Genomic DNA, 18,415 nt, shown 5'->3' on the forward strand with positions numbered 1-18,415 from the left:
GTTCTTCCTCTTACGGCTTGCGCTTACGCGGTCCGGTGTTGAATACCGGCACTTTGCGCACTGGCTTGATGGACGGCACTTCTGCCGCCGCTTCGCCGCTATCGACCCACTTGCCCAGATTGCGTTTGCCGCCTCCGCCGCTGGTTTTGGGTTTCTTCGGCTTTTTCGGTTTTTTCAGAACCTGCCCGGTCGCGTCGGTGGCCGGCACGCGGTGCTCTGGAATGAAGTCGGGCTCTTCGCGCCGCTGCAGGGTCTGGCGGGTGAGCATTTCGATGGCGCTGAGCAGGTCGACTTCGTCGGCGCACACCAGGGAGATCGCTTCACCGGTCTGGCCCGCACGCCCGGTGCGTCCAATGCGGTGGATGTAGTCTTCAGCAACGATCGGCAGGTCAAGGTTGACCACGGTCGGCAGGTCGTCGATGTCCAGGCCGCGAGCCGCAACATCGGTGGCGACGAGGATCTGCACGTCACCGCTCTTGAACCGATCCAGCGCGCGCTGGCGAGTGGCCTGGGGTTTGTCGCCGTGGATGCCGTCTGCGTTGAGGCTAAGGCCTTGCAGGCGCTCCACCAACTGGTCGACGCCAACGCGGGTTTTCGCGAACACCAGCACCTGCCCCCAGCGATGTTTCTTGAGCAAGTGAATGAACAGCTCGCTCTTGCGCTTCTTGTCGACGGTGACGATCCACTGCTTGACCGACGAGGCCGCGACATTGCGCGGGCTGACTTCGATGGTCAGCGGGTTGTCGAGCATCTGCCCGGCCAGCGCGCGGATCGCATCGGAGAAGGTCGCGGAGAACAGCAGCGTCTGGCGGCGCTTCGGCAGCGCGGCGTAGATGTCGCGCAGCTCTTCGGAAAAGCCTAGATCAAGCATGCGATCGGCTTCATCAAGGATCAGGGTCTGCAACTGGGAGAACTTCACGGCATTCTGACGATACAGGTCGAGCAGGCGGCCCGGCGTGGCGACCAGCACGTCTACGCCTCGGCGCAGTTTCATCATCTGCGGGTTGATGCTCACGCCGCCGTAAGCCGCGTAAGTGGTCAGCGGCAGGTGCTCGGCGTATTGCGCGACGGCTTCGTGAACCTGCTCGGCCAGCTCTCGGGTCGGCACCAGCACCAGCGCGCGCACGGAGTTGGCGGCCACTTTCGGGCCTTCCATGGTCAGGCGTTGCAGCAGTGGCAGCGCGAAGCCTGCGGTCTTGCCGGTGCCGGTCTGGGCGGCGGCCATCAGGTCGCGGCCTTCGAGCACGGGCGGAATCGCCTGGGCCTGAACGGGGGTGGGAGTCTGATAGCCCAGTGTTTCGAGGGCACGCAGCAGGGGTTCGATCAGGCCGAGGGAGGCGAATGTCATTTCAGTACCGTTGGAAAAAGGTCAGCGCACAAGAGTCTGTAGAAGACAATGGCGCGCAGTTTACCCTTTCTACACCGGTTTCTGCTTGCGCCACTGCGGCAGCCCGATGAGCACGACGGCGCTGATGATCACCGCCATCGCTGCACCTTCTGCCCAGCCGATGTGTTCGCCGGCGAACAACACGCCGAGCAACACCGCCACCGCCGGGTTGACGTAGCAATAGCTGGTCGCGGCGGCGGGTCGCACGTTCTTCAGCAGGTACATGTAGGAGCTGAACGCGACGATCGAGCCGAACACCACCAGATACGCCATCACCAGCCAGCCGGACAGGCCCGGGGATTGGGTCATGCGTTCGCCGCTCACGAAGCTGCCGAGCAACAGCACCGCGCCGGCCACCAGCATTTCGCAGGCGCTGGCCATCGGCCCGGCGGGCAAGGGCAGGTAGCGGCTCCACACCGAACCGAACGCCCAGGTCGCGGCGGCGAAGATCACCAGCGCCGCGCCCATGGGGCTGGCCTGCAGGTTCGAGCCCAGGTTGAGCAAGGAGATGCCGACGAGGCCGAGCAAAATGCCAGCCCACTCCAGCCCGGTATTGCGATGCCCCCAGAACAGGCCGAACAACAAGGTGAACAACGGCACCACGGCCACGGCCAATGCGGCGACACCCGAAGCGACGCCTGCATGTTCCGCCAGGGTCACGCCGCCATTGCCGCAGGCGAGCAGAAGAAAGCCGATCATCCCTGCGGATTTCCACTGCTTCCAGGTCGGCATCGGCGCGCCTCGATAGCGCATGAAGGCAAACAGGATGGAGCCGGCGATGGTGAAGCGGACCCCGGCCATCATCAGCGGAGGCCAGGTTTCGATACCGATGCGGATGGCGAGATAGGTCGAGCCCCAGATCACATAAAGCGCGAAAAAGGCCCCGATGAGCAGCAGGGGGAAACGGCGGACAGCAGGCATGAAGGGCTCTAGTACAGTCGGTTATTGTGGGACTGATTCTAGAAATGTCCGGGCCGCAGGCGTCAGTTACAAATGTGGTTTATTCGACCCGTACAATTTTTGCTGGCCGGTGTTTGCCGCCGCTGACGCGGGAGCGGCGAGATGACCGGGAAAAGTACGCAAAGCTCTCCAAAGCAGCCTTCCCAGCCAGAACGCCTCCTCCAGCCTATTCCAGCTGTATTTCATCGACTCCCGGAAAAACCGCCTTAAGTCGCCAGAAAGCATGCCGACAACTTCATCAGGAATGGGCATCGAGAGCCTTCGACCATGCCCTGCCGTACCTTCTCGAAGAGCCTCACCATCGTCAAGACCAGGGCGGGTCAAACGCGCGTGAAGGTCATGCCGCCAGTTTCCAAAACAGGCTCAACGGCTTGAACTCATCACCGGTCCGTACCCGTTTTTTGCGTCATTGACCTGGCCAGGCCTGCCTTGCCCCGGAGTTTCTACATGTGTTCGATGTGCGATTCACTCACCCAACTCTGGGCTGACGGAGCGACCAGCCAGGGTGTGAGCCAACAGACGGCCACCAGCCAAGCGACGCTTGAGCACCTGACGCTGGACCAGCAAGCCAACTACCTGACTGATGGCTATTGGCACGACGCCTATGGCGGTTCCCAGCACCACTTTGACGTGCACGCCGGAGGGTCGCTCACCGTCAATCTGGCAAGCTTGAGCGCAAACGCTCAGGCTGTTGCTCGATATGCGCTGCAAACCTGGACCAACGTCAGTGGCATCCACTTTGTGGAAACCACCGCTGCCGGGGCGATCAATTTCAGCGAAAACAAGAGCGGTGCGTACACCAGCTCCAATTACGCAGGCAGCGTGATCTCGGACAGCAGCGTCAACATCGCTTCCAATTGGGTGAATTACGGTTGGTATTATCAGCAGACCTACATTCATGAAATCGGCCACGCGCTGGGGTTGGGCCATGCGGGCAATTACAACGGCAGCGCGACCTTCCCCAACAATGCCTTCTACCAAGAGGACAGCTGGAAATATTCGATAATGTCCTACTTCAGTCAGGACCAGAATACCTATTCCAATGCCTCTTTCGGCTATGTCGCTACCCCCATGCTGGCGGACATCGTCGCCATCCAGGCACTGTACGGCACCGCCGTCACCCGCACGGGTGACGACACCTACAGTTTTAACAAGGCTTCCATAAACACCGGAACCGACTTCGTGACCGGCCTGGTGGCCACGCTCTATGATTCGGGCGGCAACGACACGATCAACGTCAGCACCTATGTCGGCGCTCAGACAGTCGATCTGAGAAGTGAAGCTTTTTCCAGCGTATACGGCGGTCTATCGAATATCGCCATCGCGCGCGGTACGGTTATCGAGAACGCCATAACGGGTGCAGGCGCGGATACGCTGATCGGCAACGCCAGTGACAACTTTCTCAACGCAAACGCGGGCAATGACCAGCTGTTAGGCGGCGATGGCAACGATCGGCTGATGGGTGGGACTGGCTCGGACGTGCTCGATGGTGGCAACGGCTTCGACACCGCTTTGTATACCGAGGCCGGTGCTCGCTACTTTGCAGCCTACGATGCCGCGCTTGTGAGCAATGCCACCCTCAGGGTTCATGATGCGCAAACGTCCGATGTGGACACGCTTCTAGGCGTCGAAAAGCTGGCTTTCAGCGACCACGATGCCAATCTTGACGAACTGCTCATGGCTTTTCGCAGCCAGTATGGCGCCTTCAACGCCCAGAGTGATGCCACTGTTTCGTTGAGCTTTGGCAGGGATCTTCATCACATCGCGCTCACCGAGGATCAGGCTTACGTTGCCAGGCTCTACTCACTGTTCGCTCGGACGCCCGATTATCAGGGCTTGGATTACTGGCTGACGCATCAAGCGATGGGCAGCTCGGATGCAGAGATTCGCGATGGCTTTCTGAATTCCGCTGAAGGGATACAGCGCTACAGCGTGCTGGGTAGTCGGGACTTTGTCCTTGAGCTCTATCAGACCGTACTGCATCGCACAGGCGATGATTCAGGTGTGTCGTACTGGAGCACGCTGCTGCAGGAGGGTTTGAGTCGAACGTCGGTTGCTGATGGCTTCCTGAATTCTCGTGAAAGCCATGACCTCTCGGAGGGCGAGACAGGCTACATCAGGATCGTGGATCATAACGCCTGGAACAATATGGATATGGTGGTGGGCAAGGGCGTGGCCACCGGCACGGCTGGCGACGATCAGATCAGTGAGCAGGAAGTCAGGCTTGACGGCAATGGGGTTTCGCATCTGGCGGGCAACGCCGGTATCGACACCTTTATGTTCAACGACGCGGCATCCGCCTACACGATCAACGCCCTCGATACCGACACGCTGTCAGTCAGTCGTTCCACGGGCGCTGCGGCGATATTCGAACTGAGTGGCTTCAATCTGCTCGATTTCGCAGATCGCGAGCTGTTCGTTCTGGACCCGGCGCAGGCAAGTATTGGTCGTCTGTATTCCATTCTGGATCGTGCTCCCGATATCGAAGGCCTCAAGTTCTGGCTGTCTCACGCCGCAGCAGGCGAAACCGGTGCCCAGATTGCGGATGGTTTTGTGCAATCTGCAGAATTTTCCCAACGACTGCCCGATGGCGGCAACGCAGCCTTTGTAGAAAATCTGTATCAAAACGTCCTGGGCCGAGGCAACGACGCTGCCGGCCTTGCCTATTGGGTCCAATCGCTGGACGGCGGCACAAGCCGTGGGCAGGTCGCATTCAATATCGCCAACTCCGCGGAGTCTGCTGCCCTGACTCAAGGCGATGCCGGCTTCATTCATTTGATCGGGCATGCTGATTGGGCTTGAGGCACCTGCGCCAAAGACTGACTAGAGCCCCCGGTGCTTGCTGATCGCATCCGCAATCTTCTTCGCCGGGACTTTTTGCAGGGTGCACAGCAACTGATGGGAGACACCGGCGAGACCGTGGGTGTCGCGCAGTTGGTGGCCCAGGTGCAGCGTCAGGTTGGCGGCCATTTCGGCATCGGCCATGGCCCGGTGAGCCTTGCCGGTGTGGGGCAAGCCGGCCCAGCTGGTGAGGGTGCCGAGTTTGTGGTTCGGCGCGTGGGGCAGAAGACGTCGCGCCAGCAGCATGGAGCAGGCGAAGCTTTGCACACGACTGCGCTTGATGCGCGACAGTTCGAAGTCCCAGAACTTCTGGTCGAACGAGGCGTTGTGCGCCACCAGCGGTGTCAGGCCGACGAACTCGGCAACTTCATTCATGACCCGTTCAGCCGGCGGCGCCGTGCGCAGCATGCTGTTGCTGATGCCGGTCAGGGATTCGATGAAGGACGGGATGCGCACGCCGGCGTTCATCAGGCTTTGATAGCGCTCGACGATGACGCCCTGCTCCACGATCACCACCGCGATTTCCGTGGCGCGGCAGTAGCTGCTGGGGGAAATGCCGGTGGTTTCAAAGTCGATGACGGCGATGCGTTCTTGCATGGAGGTGGCCTTAACAGTGACGATTTTTTTCGGAAAACGCGTGATGTTCAGGCATCACACTGTTCTGCAGCAAACTCAATTCCTGTGGGAGCGAGCTTGCTCGCGAAGACTTACTTTCAGCCCCAGAGAAAGTGGCTGAATGTCCCGGCCTCTTCGTGAGCAAGCTCACTCCCACAGGTCCTGCAACAACCGGCGATTTTGAGTCAGCTCACCGTCATGTGGGAGCGAGCTTGCTCGCGAAGGCTTACTTTCAGCCCCAGAGAAAGTGGCTGAATGTCCCGGCCTCTTCGTGAGCAAGCTCACTCCCACAGGTCTTGCGCCAACCGGGAATCCCGAGCCGAATCACCCTCCCGTGGGAGTCGAGCTTGCTCGCGAAGGCTTACTTTCAGCCCCAGAGAAAGTGGCTGAATGCCCCGGCCTCTTCGTGAGCAAGCTCACTCCCACAGGTCTTGCGCCAACCGGGAATCCCGAGCCGAATCACCCTCCCGTGGGAGTCGAGCTTGCTCGCGAAGGCTTACTTTCAGCCCCAGAGAAAGTGGCTGAATGCCCCGGCCTCTTCGTGAGCAAGCTCACGCCCACAAGTCATTCGTCGTCAGTCGCATAGGCGACACAGACGCTGCTGCACCGAGGCGGTGGATCAGGTCTTGAGCAGCAACCCGCCCTCGATCGGCACATAACGACTGGCCGCGCGGATCAACGAATTGGCGGTCAACCCCGGTACGCCGTAGGCAATCGCTTCGACGCCGTGTTTGCTGATGATGCGCTCCAGCAACAGGTCAAAATCGCCATCGCCGGACGCCAGCACGACTTCATCGACATTCGGCGCGACGTCCATGATGTCGATGGTGATGCCCACGTCCCAGTCGCCCTTGGCCGAGCCGTCGCTGCGCTGGATGTAGGGTTTGAGTTTGACGGTGAAACCGAGGTTGCGCAGGATCTGCTGGAATTGCTGCTGCTTGCTGTCGCCACGGTCGATGGCATACGCATACGCCTCGACGATCTGCCCGCGCTGGCTGATGTCAGCCCACAGGGCGGCGTAATTGAAGTGACATCCGTGAGCCTGACGCACTGTGTAATACAGGTTCTGTACGTCGGCGAAGACCGCGATTCTTCTCACCCAAAATCCTCGATGCGCTGACAAGCGACAAGGGCCCGAACACCGGACCGGCGCTCAGTATGCCATTTTGGGAACGGGATTGAAGGATTGGGTGTGGAGGGCCGCAGCGTGCTGTCGGGGCAGCGGGGCATTCCTGGAGGATATGCCGCCGCTGCCTTTCGTTATCAGACGAAAGAATCGTCGTCGTCAAACAAGCCGCCACCGGTGTCACTGCCGTAGTCAGTGTCGGCGAAGCCATTTGAATCACTGCCCCAGCTGTCATTGCCGGTACTGTCATTACCTGTCACGCGCTGCTGGTCGTCACCCCACCCACCGCTGCCGCCCTGATCGTGTTCGGCAGCAGGCTGGGCCGGCTGCTCCTGGATGATCTCGACGATCTCCTGCGGTTGGCTGTTGTGATGGAACAGGCTGCTGATGCCTTCCGCCAGCATCACGCCACCGGCCACGCCCGCTGCGGTTTTCAGGGCGCCGCCCAAGAAACCACTGCCGACCGGGGCCGCCGGTGCCTGTTGCGGCTGGGCATAGTTTTGCTGTGGCTGAGCATAATTTTGCTGCGGCGCGCTTGCCGGACCGCTTTCACGCCAGCCGCCCGAGGAAGGTTGCGGGTTCGACAGACGCGAGAACGACGAAGCTGGCTGCTGAGCCTGGGGCTCACGGGAGCCGCCGCCGAAGATGCTCGACAGAAATCCACCGCCGCTGCCGGACTGGGCAGGCGCGGCGGACTTTGCCCGCTCCAGCTCAGCCCGCAGCTGTTGAATCTGCTCGTCGCGCTGACGGTTCTGGGCCTCCAGCTGCTTGATCGCGACTTCCTGCACGAGGATCGACTGCGCCATGTAATAAGGCGCGGCCGGCTGGCGAGTCAGGTGCTCCTTGATCAGCGCTTCGGCCTGCGCATCACGGGGGGCCGATTCGGTTTCTGCTTGCTTGAGCTTGCCAAACAAGCCATCGATCAGGGTTTGTTCTTCGCTGTTCATGGCGACCTCGTTAGATTGCCGTAGGAATTCTGTTCTGAGCCGTTGCTCGGACATAGCCAGTAATGGGGCTGTTCAAGGGCGTTTCAATAGGATGTAAAAAAAGTTAAGAAAGCCGGCTAGTGGGTGCCGGTTGGCCGGTTCCGCGGCGCTACGTTACAGTGTCGGCCTGCTTATCCCTGTGATCCGTTCATGAATCCGCTGACCATTCTGCAAGACTCGCTGTACTTCTTCCGACGCAACTTCGGCAGCATTCTTACGTTGTGCCTGCCCTTGGTAGTGCTGGAGGCCCTGACCAAACAGCTCATCGGCTTCGGGCAGGGCAACGGCGTCGCGCCACTGTTGGTCGGGCTGCTTTTTTATCCGCTCTACACCGGTGCGCTGATCCTTTTCCTGGATGCGAAAACCCGGGGCGAAGAGCCGGTCAAATCCAGCCTGTGGGCCGTGGCGTTGCGCATGTGGCCCACGTTCGCGGTGCTGACGGCGCTGAGCACCCTGCTGATCATGGCCGGCATGTCGCTGTTCATCCTGCCGGGCGTGTGGGTGATGATCAAACTGCAGCTGTCGGAATACTTGCTGGTATTGCGCGGGATGGGGCCGCTGGAGGCGATGCGCGAAAGCTTCAGAATGACGCAGGGCCACGTGGTGCGGATTTTCGTCTGCATGCTGTGCGTTTACATCCCGCTGTCGCTGCTCGAGGCGCTCAGTTATTACGTGCTCCCAGACCAGCAAAGCCCGATGCTGTCGATTGCGGTGGACAGTGTTTCCAGCTTCCTGCAGCTGCTTATCAGCGTGATGATGTTCCGGTTGTTCATGCTCATTGACCCGCCCGCGCGGTCGGCCTGAGAAGATGGCACGTCCGACGCGGTATCTGCTTTACCTCGCGGCGTGTGCCGGGCTGTTCGTGATACTGCTTTATGACGTGACCTGGCACCCCGCCCGACACGAGCAGGTGGCGGTATCCCGCAACGCGAAGGACGGAAAGCCACCGGTATTGGCGCCGGGTCAGACGCTCAAGGTGATGACCTGGAACATTCAATACCTGGCCGGCAAGCGTTATGTCTTCTGGTACGACCTGCCCGACGGCAGCGGCCCGGACGAGCGCCCGACCCCGGAAGATCTGGCGTACAACCTCGATGAAGTCGCACGGGTCATCCGCGATGAGCAGCCGGACATCGTCTTGCTGCAGGAAGTCGACGACGGCGCGAAGAACACCGACTACGGCAACCAACTAGCCCTGCTCCAGGCGCGCGTCGCCGACCTGTACCCCTGCAGCAGCGAGGCGTTTGACTGGAAGTCCGACTTCGTGCCGGATAGCCACATCTTCGGCAGCGTCGGCCGCAAACTGGCGACGCTGAGCCGCTACCAACTGGACAGCGCCGAACGTCTGCACCTGCCCTCGCCGTCCGGCCATTTCATCAGCCGCCTGTTTCAACCTCAACCTGCGCTGCTGGTCAGCTACCTGCCGCTGAGCGATGGCCGACATCTGGCGGTGACAAACACGCACCTGGGCGATGCGCCGGGGGGCGACGTGCGAAAACGGCAAGTAGCCTCAGTTCGTCAGTTGCAACAAACATTCGAGCAAAACGGCACGCTGTGGATAACCGGCGGAGATTTCAACCTGCTGCCACAGGGGCAATATCAGCGGCTACCTGCCGAGCAGCGCGCGCCGTTTGCGGCAGAGAGTGAGCTGCGTGGCTTGTGGGAAAGCTTCCCGATGATCCCGAGCAATGAAGACGTGGCCGGTGAGGACCGTCGCACGTGGTACACCCGCTTCCCTAACGATCCCCGCATCAGCGGCCCGGACCGGACGCAGGATTTTCTGTTCTACAGCCCGAAGCTGAAACGGGTCGAGGCACGGGTGAGGCAGGCGGATACGTTGTTGATTTCTGATCACATGCCGGTGATCGCGCGGTTCAGAGTCCCAGCGCAGGGTGAGTAAACCCTCTGTACGGATGCACAAGAGAGTCGTTTGATCTGAACCGACCAGTGCCGGATTGCCCGGCACCGATCGCTGCCATCAGAACGTGACGCTGGCAGTCAGCCGCGCAGTTCGGAGCGCTCCCTCCTCCACCTGGAGCGTGCTGCTGCCCGTGGTGGCCGGGTAGTATTCCTTGTTGAACAGGTTGTCGATGTTCAACTGCAGACTGGTCTTGTAGTCATGGGTGGGTAAATCCCAGCGCACAAAGGCATCGGCCGTCGTGTAGCTGTCCAGCCAAAAGCTGTTGGCATCGTCGCCCGGCCGCTCTCCGACGTATCGGGCACCTGCGCCGACATGCCACTTGCCGGTTTCGGCAGGCAGCCCGAGTTGATGGCTGAGGTACAGGCTCGCGGTGTGCATCGGCGCATTGGGCAAGCGGTTGCCTTCCTGCTCGGGTGATTCTGCGTTTTTCAGCACTTCCGTGTGGTCATAGGCGTAGGTGCCGATGATGCTCCAGTTACGCGCGATCTCTCCTGTCACATCCAGTTCAACCCCTCGCGAGCGCGCCTTCCCTACCGCATCGTCAATGCTGTCGCCGTTTGCCTGCAGCACGCTGTTCACAAGGTTTTTCTTGACGATGTCATACACGGCCAGGTTCACGTTGAGCGCCTGGACCGGGCTGTATTTGACACCCACTTCGTAGCTGCGACCTTCGGTAGGCTTGAAGGTGTTGCCTGCATCGTCGGCATCATTCGGCACGAAGGAACGGCTGTAGTTGGCGTAGAGCGCGACGTTGTCGGCCGGCTGATAAACAATCCCGCCAAAGGGCAGAAACTTGTCGCCGTTGGAATCGGCACCCGGCGCATAGGCGCTGCCCAGCCCCTGATCGCTGTATTGATCCCAGTGTTCCTGACGACCACCAAACACCAGAATCCAGCGATCGTTAAGGTGCCAGTTGTCCTTGAAGTACGCCGAGGTGGTGACGAGGTTATTTTCGGCGTTGCTCTGGGCCGCACTGACCGTCGCAGGCTCAGCCAGATTGCCGTAGGTGGGGTTCTGGATGTCGAGGTTGCCGGCGGTGCTGCTGGCGTTGCGATAGGTTTTACCGCGGTATTTATCCAGCGACTCGTTGTCCACCCCAACGACAATCTCATGCCGCTGGCCGAACAACTGCTGATCGCCTATGAAGTCCAGCGCGCTATAGCGGCTCTCGTAGTCATAGTGCCCGCCATTGGCAATACGGCGCAGGGTGTCGCCTTTCAAGGTGCTGGGCTGTGCAATCGCCAGGCTGTAACGATCCTCGGTCCATCCGTAGGTCAACCGGCTTTTCCAGGCATCATTAAGTTGATACTCGAACTTCGCGGTGGTGCTTTGGCTGATGCCGACGGTCTTGGCCCAGCGCTCATCCAGACGATCGCGGTAACTGATGTCGGCCGGGTGGCCATTGGCGAACACGGTGCCGCGGTCAAAGGGGCTGGCGTAATCGTTATAGGTGTAGGCCAGCGAGAAACTGGCGCGGTCGCCGACCCAGGCGATCGATGGCGCAATAAGCGTGTGCTCATCGACACCGTAATTACGCCAGTAGTCCTCGTGGGAGCGCTCGGCAACCAGCCGGTACGCCAAGTTGGTATCGCCCAGCGGCCCGGTGGTGTCCACACCAAACGTCCCGCCGCCTTCGCTGTAGCCAGATCCGGTCAAGGTCGTGCTTTGGGTGAACTGCGGTTGTTTGCTGATCACATTGATCAGCCCGCCCGGCTCCAGCGCGCCATACATCAGCGATGCCGGGCCTTTCAACACTTCCACGTGATCAGTAGTGGCGCCGAGATTGCGGCCAATCGCCGAGCGGACCCCGTCCCGCAAAATGGAGTTGTCGTCGTTGCTTCCAAATCCGCGCTTGATCACAGCATCCTTGGTGCCCCCCAACGTGTTCGTCTGGGACACACCACTGACGAAGCGCATGGCGTCGTTGAGATCTTTGACCTGGTAGTCATCCAGGGTTTGCGCAGTGACCGTGTTGACGGTTTGGGCTTCATCTCTATTCTGGGTGGAGGTCTTGCTGGCGGTGCTCCCTTCAGAAACCGTATAGCTTCCCGAGCCGTCAGCCGCATCGCGTGTGGACTGGATGACACTGGGCGCCAACTCGGTGACCGTCTGGGCAGCCATTGCAAAACCAGGTAAGGCAGAACACAGCAGGACTGATGCATGAGTGCGGTTAAAGAGCTTGACCACGAGCTGACTCCGTAATTGAAACGAGTGCAAATGCGATTCGTTACTATTACACGGGTTGAGCTCGCATTTACCTCACATGGCGTGTGAAGTTTTTTTACATCCGCTCGTTGTCATGCCCTTGTGCTGCCGTTCACTTCCTCGGCTTCACCCGCGCGGTCGGCTCAGCGATCAGCGGATCGTCTGGCCAATAGTACTTAGTATCACCTACCCCCCTTGAGGATTGACAGTGCACTGGCCCTGGAATTCTTTGGGGGAAGCGCAAATGGAGCGAACTACGGTTGACTGTCAATCTGCATGCCTATTATTGACTAATCCCTCCTTGTCCCCGGTTCTGGATTGACAGGTCCTCCAGGTTCATTCACTGCCATTGAGCAGGTATATTGACAGAACGGCACATAGCAATGTCTGGTTCTGGGTGGTAATTGTAGGTTGCACATGCACCGGCGTAAGATATCAGCTCAGTTCATCAGTCGAGGGTGGAGCAAGTGTCCAGTGGCCAAATCAGTGAGGGCGACTGTGAATGTCAGGACACAGGCGATGGCAGCGGGGACGTGATCGCCGATATTCCTCCAGACGTCTTTGCAATAATGAAAGTCGGTCTTGATGTTACTGAACATCGAATTGTTGAAGGGTCGATAGCTCCGAGGCCAATCCGCGATGCTGACAAGAAATACTGAAGCCGGTATCGACCCAAAACAAACGTTCGCAAAGAGGAAATTTCATCCTGGGGCGGACTTCCGCCCCATCCAATGGCAAATCTCCGCTAAGTTAGTAAGCAGAGAGTATGCGCACATAGCTAGTCTCACGCCCCAAATTCGGTAAGTGCTGATCGGTGCTCCCGACAATTGCGCTGAGCGCGTTTTTAGTAACTTGATTTGCAGTCAAAGGAAGGAAGTTCATAGCCAGCTGTTTGAATAAGGACGAGCAATTTCGTAAGGCCAGCCGGGCTTGAATCTGGCGATCGGTCAAAAGCCTTACAAACACCACGAACTCTTCTTCACCGAACCGGGAAATCATGTCTTGGTATTTGGGTACGGCCATTTCAGAAATCCCATATCCATTGCCTATTCTCGCCATTACTAAAGTATTAACATAGGGAACTCGAACACTTTCAGGAATCTGGCCATTTGCAGGAACATAAGCCGAAAGATTTCGCGCGTGTGCTGGTTCGTTGTGGAAGTTGTTAAATCCGCTATGCGCATTGAAAAGCGCAGTAATGCAGGCTGACATTTCAACTGCTAACGAATCAGGAGATAAATATCCCAACCCTCCAACACCTTGAAGAAATTCATGCGCCAACACTTTCCGTACATTTTCTCCGTTTTCAGCGAATGTTGTAAAGCGAAAGCCACATTCGTATCGCGTCTCATCTGGAGCTAACGTCCAACACTTAGCCCCTACCAATCTAATATTTGTTTTTACCTGGATAGATGTATTGTCAGCTGTATACATTCCGTAAATAGCTCTTAACAGCGACTTGATAATATCGACAGGCAGACGTTCCATACCAACACGGATGTGCTGAGCATCCTGCTCTGCAAGTACCTGAGTCCGGATGCTGTGCAGGAAGCGCTTCACTTCAATTGCAGCCGGCTCAGGCTCCTTAGAAATAACTTCTCTGAGGCAGGTTTCAAGCCAAGAAATAAGTTGGAGGCCAGTAAGCTCATTTTGATTCGGATGGGCAGCGCTAGCCCAATTCCGCATATCTCGGATATAATCAAGATGGCGATATCCAATATCAGATAAAATGCCGGTAACATGGCAGCCGCGAACCAGCTCCCACTCCTCGATTTTCACAAGGTCTTCTTCTCCGCGAAGCTTGCTTCGACGCGTTGCGTCAGTAATGACACTGTCGTAGAAATACTCCAAATCGAAACGGGCAACCTTCTTCCTTAAATTAACAACCGTTTCATCCCAAATGAAGTTTAGGGCCGCATCAAAAAGCCCTGCGCCACAGGCAGCAATGAACTTTGAAATATAAAGTGACTCGCCACGCTTGACAAGATCTATGCTGCCAATAACATCCGGCAGGTTGCCGATGACGCGCTGACGCTCTTGAATCGGAACCAAAACGTTGTCCGTTGGAAGGCCTAGATGATTAAGATAACTGACCAGCGCCGCAGTAAATTGATCTACGCCGGTCGAGACTTGATTTTGCGCAACAAGGATTGGAGGTAAAGACATTGGATGCGCTCCGTGGCTGTTAATTGGGTACAGCCTAGTGATGAATATTCACGTCGGGCCGTATTCATTCGCAAACATCGAGTGGAAAGCGGTTCATCCTAGGCCATAATCGCTCTAGGAGAACTGATTAAGTCCGCTGAACGCATCCTGCCGCGAGAGCGGTTGCATCACCGTTCGCTAGGAGCGCAAATATCTTACAGGCTTAGATCGCTCCGCATTTGGGAAGGTAGATTTCAAACCAATCTTTTTAATGATTTCAGGGTGCAACACGCGTCGCATACGACTATAGAATTTGGTACGATTTTCAGCGGTCTTAAATCTAATCGCTACCGGCCACCCTTCGAACCGAATGTCTGTAAGGCCTTTCAGCGCAGCGAATCCATGCTCATTTTTTACGCCTGAACGAATCACGTCCGTTATCAATTTAAAATCCTTCCCCCACCTCCTAACTCCCGTAAGATCAACTTTCACGCTATAGCTGTGCGCTTTCATTAGCATTACCCCGCAATCAGTTAAGTTAATTAGGAGGCCAATTGCGACCTTCTATTCAGCTATTTTCCTACTTTTGGCGCATTGTCGAAGCCCTGGTTAACGATGTCGTTAAGGTGTGAGGTCTCAGCGGAACTCGTTAGAACAATGCCACCGGACACGTTCGTCACTAGCAGGCCAGCATGATCATCCTCTAGAAGCTCACGATAAGTTTCCAGAATGTGCTTGTAAGTTTTCACCGAAAGCCGCTCTGCCGCGTACCAAAGATAAAGCTCTCCCCAAGCTATCTGCGTCCAACCAGAGGTATGGACTTCCTCAAGGCGATTTTCAAGCGTTTCACGATGGCGTTTGAGCATAGGGTCCTCGGCTAATGGGAAGATAGCTGGTCAATCTGCGCAAACCTTAACACCAACTATTAATTTAACGATAGCTAAATTTATAGCCCGTGCTATTTTTGGGTTCGATCTGAGAGCAGGGTTGGCGGGACCGATGCGATACGGTCACGATACTGCCGTCGATAGAGGCTGACCAAAACAGGCTGCTATCGACCCGGGCTGTGTGGAAACGCTTGCGGTTGTCTAATTTGCTCACCGTCTAGATCGTGGCAGGGACGGTGTTCGCCGACCAAGGCTATTGCAAGGGCTTGGAAATCCTTGCCTGCGAGCAAGCTGGCATCGCTACCATCGCATCGAAACCCCGACATCTGGCAGCAAGTCGAATATCGGCTTGCTAAGCAGGACTTGGTCTACATTGCGGCATTGAACGAGTATCGATGCCCTGCGGGACAGCTACCGACACAGCGGCATTCGACGCTGGAAGAAGGCATGCTATTGCATTGTTACTATTTCTCGGGGTGCCAGTCCTGAGCAGTGCACAAGCAATGTACGACGGGCGAGGGCGACGGGCAAGGAGCGCCGGGTAGAGCGCTGCGAGCAAGCTGCGATAGAAGCTGGATTTTTAAAACTTCAAGATGTGTTGATCTCACATGTACGATCCGACCTGTCGCGGCGAGCGCTGCCAAGACCTGCCGATAGGCTTCAGCTGCTTGCGACAGCGGGTAGCAGCGCAGCTAGACCTGCGCGTCATCACCCCAGCAGTCTCAAAAGCTGCTGATCATTGCACAAACGGATACACCATTTCGCCACAGCAGACAGCTCAGCATCCGGTTTAGTGAGGGAAGCGATGTCACGTGCTGCAGCCTTCGCCCGCTCACGAGCTGCAGCAGAAGTTCGCATGTCTAATAGTGCTTGCTGATACTTGCTGATCAGCTTCGTAGTATTCTGCCAGACCTTTCTGCGCTCTTCGGCCAACGCCTGATGCTCAGTAAGCTTTAGGCGTTCCACCGTGCGCTTTACCCGTACATATTCCCAGCGCGGGATGCCGGGTGCAGGGACGGCCTTTCCTTCCTCATCGAAGGATAGCAACGTCACGTCGTGGGCATTCGTCGGGTCTAGGAAGTAAGGAATTTCATCGCCTTCACAACGATAGCCGTAGGTCGAATGTTGAGAACCGTATCGGAGAGGGAACCAGGTGCTCTTCTTCCTATTAGGCACGGTGCAGGCAATACGGAAGTTCATGTATTCGAAAGCCAACCACCAGTAGCCATCGCGTTTGGGCCCTTTGATATTACGGGCGGACTTTTTCGGACGAAAGTGTTCAACATCGATATACGAGGCGATGTCGCGCGCTTCGGTGAACCAGCACTTGCCATTCGACAGCGCCAACAGCCACGGTTTCAGTTTTCCCCAGTGACCGCTGTATTTGTCGATCAAGTCGTTGCGCTCATCGGTCTGCCCAGCTGCATTGAGCTTGTCGAGCTCACCGACTAGGCGTGCTGACTCAGCCAACCACGCCCTCCAGTCGTCATGTTTCCAGCGAATGTGCGCGGGCAGGTCGGCATCCGTCGGCAGTTTGTTTTCCAGATCTATAAAGATCACCCCTCTGCCTCCTCACGCAAGATCTCGTCGATGATCTCGTCAGCAATACGTGCCTGCTCGGCCTGCTCTTCCGGCGTAAGCGCAGGTTTCCGAAACTTTCGATGCTGCGCCATCTTTCGCACAAACAGCGCGTAGTCCGGATCGCGGAAATCGGCCGTTGAAAAACCCAGGTCCGCTAGCTCGGCGGAGAGACGCGAAAGCTCAGCATTTTCGCCCGCAGTGCGGGGATGCTTAACGAACAGCTCGTTACGGCGGAACAGGCGCCGCTCGGTTTCGATATCTAACGTGGACGACAGGCCGAACAGCTCGCTTTTGAGCAGCCCAGTTACTCCCATTCCTTGCGGGTGCTCGTCGGGTATATCCACTACCGTTCGATTACCCTGCCGGCGTAGGATGTGAACCTGCTCACGCTTGAGGCTGCCTACCATCATCGGATCATGCGTTGTGATGATTACTTGCGATTGCACTTGGTAAGCCGGCTCACTTGACACCAGATCGTGCGACAGAGTGCCAGTTGACTCACGCTGCAGTACACCCTCAATGTCATCGAAATAGCGCAGCTTCCAGATCGGGTTCAGGTGGGTATCGGGTTCGTCGAGTAGGAACAGGCAGTGGTCTTCACGGGTGATGCGCATCAGGCCCAGCACGGTGAGCATCTGCAGCTCGCCTTCGGAGAGCTGGGTGAAGCTCACCTTGCCACCGTGTTCGTCGCGCTTTTTCACAGTGATGCGCACCTCGTCGATCAGGTCACCAATGTAGGCTCCTTCGGCGTAGCGAAAGAAACTGTCGGTGCCGCCCACCAGTTCGCCCAGTTGCCTGAGCTTGGCGTGGCTAGGCACGAACAGGTAGAGCTGCTTTTGCTTTTCAGTTCGGCCACGGAAGTCAATCTGCTTAGTGGCCTCCTGCTCGATAGGTGCCCAGGCTACTTGCCACAGCTTGTCGAGGAACTCGCTTACTACATTGCCACGTGCATACCAGAAACGCGGATCGCCCTCATTCAGCTCGTTCTCATCGAACTTGCCGCCTCGGCGCTTTTCGCGCAGGCGGTGTGGTTCCTTCAGTACGAACAGCGCGGATTCCAGCGACTCGATGTGCAAATTCTTCAGCACCTTCTGGAATACCGGGTCGTCCGACAGCAGGCAGGCCAGCAGAACCAGCTGGCTATGGCCACCACGGCAGTAGAACAACCGGCGCAAGCGGTCGTCGCCAGCTTGTTTCAGCCGGGCCTCGCGGCGGCGTTTGACTTCTTCCAGAGCCCGGATGTCAGCCTCGCTGGCGGTGAAATTCTCCAGTAGTTGCTTTGGCAGCACTTCGTCGGTAGTGATTTCCTGGCGCTGGTTGAAGCGACGCTGATGCTCTTGGAACAGAGCCTCGATGCGCTCGTTGCGACCGGAGTAATAGGCAAAGATGTGAGAGGGCAGCAGCTCGCGGTTCTTCAGCAGGTAGCCTTGTGATTGACTCTTGCCATCTACCCACACGAAGGGGCGCTTTTGCTTTGTGGTATCGGCTTGGATACGCACCGTTCGCTCTCGGATCTCGTATTCCAGCGTGTAGTCCAGCGCAGCACTGTGGTCCATATCCACGTCGCGGAAGATGGTAATCAGAACCTCGATCAAGTTGGACTTACCGGTACCGTTCTGACCGATCAGGGCATGACTACAGATGGACTTAGCCAATGCCTCCGTAGCCACACCCGGCATGGGTGATAGCTGCGTTGCGAAGTCGATCACCACACCACGCAGGTTGCGGAAGTGCGGAATGGCCAGGTGCCTCAGTTGCATG

13 protein-coding genes are annotated in these 18,415 nt (G+C 57.5%); 3 read left to right on the plus strand and 10 right to left on the minus strand.

The annotated features are described in order from the left end of the window. Positions 1-10: 10 nt before the first annotated feature. Positions 11-1,348 carry a DEAD/DEAH box helicase gene (locus IFT47_RS17575; RefSeq protein WP_192174571.1) on the minus strand — a complete coding sequence of 446 codons (1,338 nt, stop codon included), beginning with the start codon at positions 1,346-1,348 and terminating at the stop codon, positions 11-13. Between the two features lie 69 nt (positions 1,349-1,417). Beyond that, positions 1,418-2,308, minus strand: a complete 891-nt coding sequence (yedA, locus tag IFT47_RS17580; protein ID WP_192174570.1) for a drug/metabolite exporter YedA — start codon at positions 2,306-2,308, stop codon at positions 1,418-1,420. Positions 2,309-2,854: 546 nt separating this feature from the next. Between yedA and IFT47_RS17585 the strand changes: the two genes are divergently transcribed. Next, on the plus strand, positions 2,855-5,149 hold the full coding sequence (locus IFT47_RS17585; protein WP_192176533.1) for a DUF4214 domain-containing protein: 2,295 nt from the start codon (positions 2,855-2,857) through the stop codon (positions 5,147-5,149). 21 nt (positions 5,150-5,170) lie between these two features. Here IFT47_RS17585 and IFT47_RS17590 read toward each other — a convergent pair whose 3' ends face one another. The 3 genes from IFT47_RS17590 to IFT47_RS17600 form a co-directional block, all read right to left on the minus strand. Continuing rightward, positions 5,171-5,785: a 3'-5' exonuclease gene (locus IFT47_RS17590; RefSeq protein ID WP_192174568.1), complete on the minus strand. Its 615-nt coding sequence runs from the start codon at positions 5,783-5,785 to the stop codon at positions 5,171-5,173. Positions 5,786-6,422: 637 nt separating this feature from the next. Further along, positions 6,423-6,902, minus strand: coding sequence for an NYN domain-containing protein (locus IFT47_RS17595; protein WP_108121635.1), 480 nt, complete (start codon positions 6,900-6,902; stop codon positions 6,423-6,425). Between the two features lie 164 nt (positions 6,903-7,066). Next, the gene (locus IFT47_RS17600) at positions 7,067-7,876 is read right to left on the minus strand and encodes a DUF2076 domain-containing protein (RefSeq protein ID WP_192173694.1); all 810 of its coding nucleotides are present in this window, start codon (positions 7,874-7,876) and stop codon (positions 7,067-7,069) included. A gap of 189 nt (positions 7,877-8,065) precedes the next feature. On the opposite strand from IFT47_RS17600, the gene IFT47_RS17605 reads away from it, so the two are divergent. Both IFT47_RS17605 and IFT47_RS17610 read left to right on the plus strand, forming a co-directional pair. After that, a complete protein-coding gene (locus tag IFT47_RS17605; RefSeq protein ID WP_192173695.1) occupies positions 8,066-8,719 on the plus strand; it encodes a YciC family protein in 654 nt (217 codons plus the stop codon). A 4-nt stretch (positions 8,720-8,723) separates the two neighbouring features. Then, positions 8,724-9,815 (plus strand): endonuclease/exonuclease/phosphatase family protein, encoded by a 1,092-nt coding sequence (locus tag IFT47_RS17610; RefSeq protein ID WP_192173696.1) that lies wholly within the window; start codon positions 8,724-8,726, stop codon positions 9,813-9,815. Positions 9,816-9,893: 78 nt separating this feature from the next. On the opposite strand, the gene IFT47_RS17615 is transcribed toward IFT47_RS17610, so the two are convergent. The 5 genes from IFT47_RS17615 to IFT47_RS17635 all read right to left on the minus strand — a co-directional run bounded on the left by IFT47_RS17615 (position 9,894) and on the right by IFT47_RS17635 (position 18,414). After that, positions 9,894-11,957, minus strand: coding sequence for a TonB-dependent siderophore receptor (locus tag IFT47_RS17615; protein WP_192173697.1), 2,064 nt, complete (start codon positions 11,955-11,957; stop codon positions 9,894-9,896). Between the two features lie 834 nt (positions 11,958-12,791). After that, a complete protein-coding gene (locus IFT47_RS17620) occupies positions 12,792-14,207 on the minus strand; it encodes a hypothetical protein (protein ID WP_192173698.1) in 1,416 nt (471 codons plus the stop codon). Between the two features lie 551 nt (positions 14,208-14,758). Beyond that, the gene (locus IFT47_RS17625; RefSeq protein WP_192173699.1) at positions 14,759-15,052 is read right to left on the minus strand and encodes a hypothetical protein; all 294 of its coding nucleotides are present in this window, start codon (positions 15,050-15,052) and stop codon (positions 14,759-14,761) included. A gap of 729 nt (positions 15,053-15,781) precedes the next feature. Beyond that, on the minus strand, positions 15,782-16,633 hold the full coding sequence (locus IFT47_RS17630; protein WP_192173700.1) for a hypothetical protein: 852 nt from the start codon (positions 16,631-16,633) through the stop codon (positions 15,782-15,784). Continuing rightward, on the minus strand, positions 16,630-18,414 hold the full coding sequence (locus IFT47_RS17635; protein WP_192173701.1) for an AAA family ATPase: 1,785 nt from the start codon (positions 18,412-18,414) through the stop codon (positions 16,630-16,632). The genes IFT47_RS17630 and IFT47_RS17635 overlap by 4 nt, the downstream gene beginning before the upstream one ends. Position 18,415 lies beyond the last annotated feature (1 nt).

Source organism: Pseudomonas sp. CFBP 13711, assembly GCF_014842265.1.
Taxonomy (GTDB): Bacteria; Pseudomonadota; Gammaproteobacteria; order Pseudomonadales; family Pseudomonadaceae; genus Aquipseudomonas.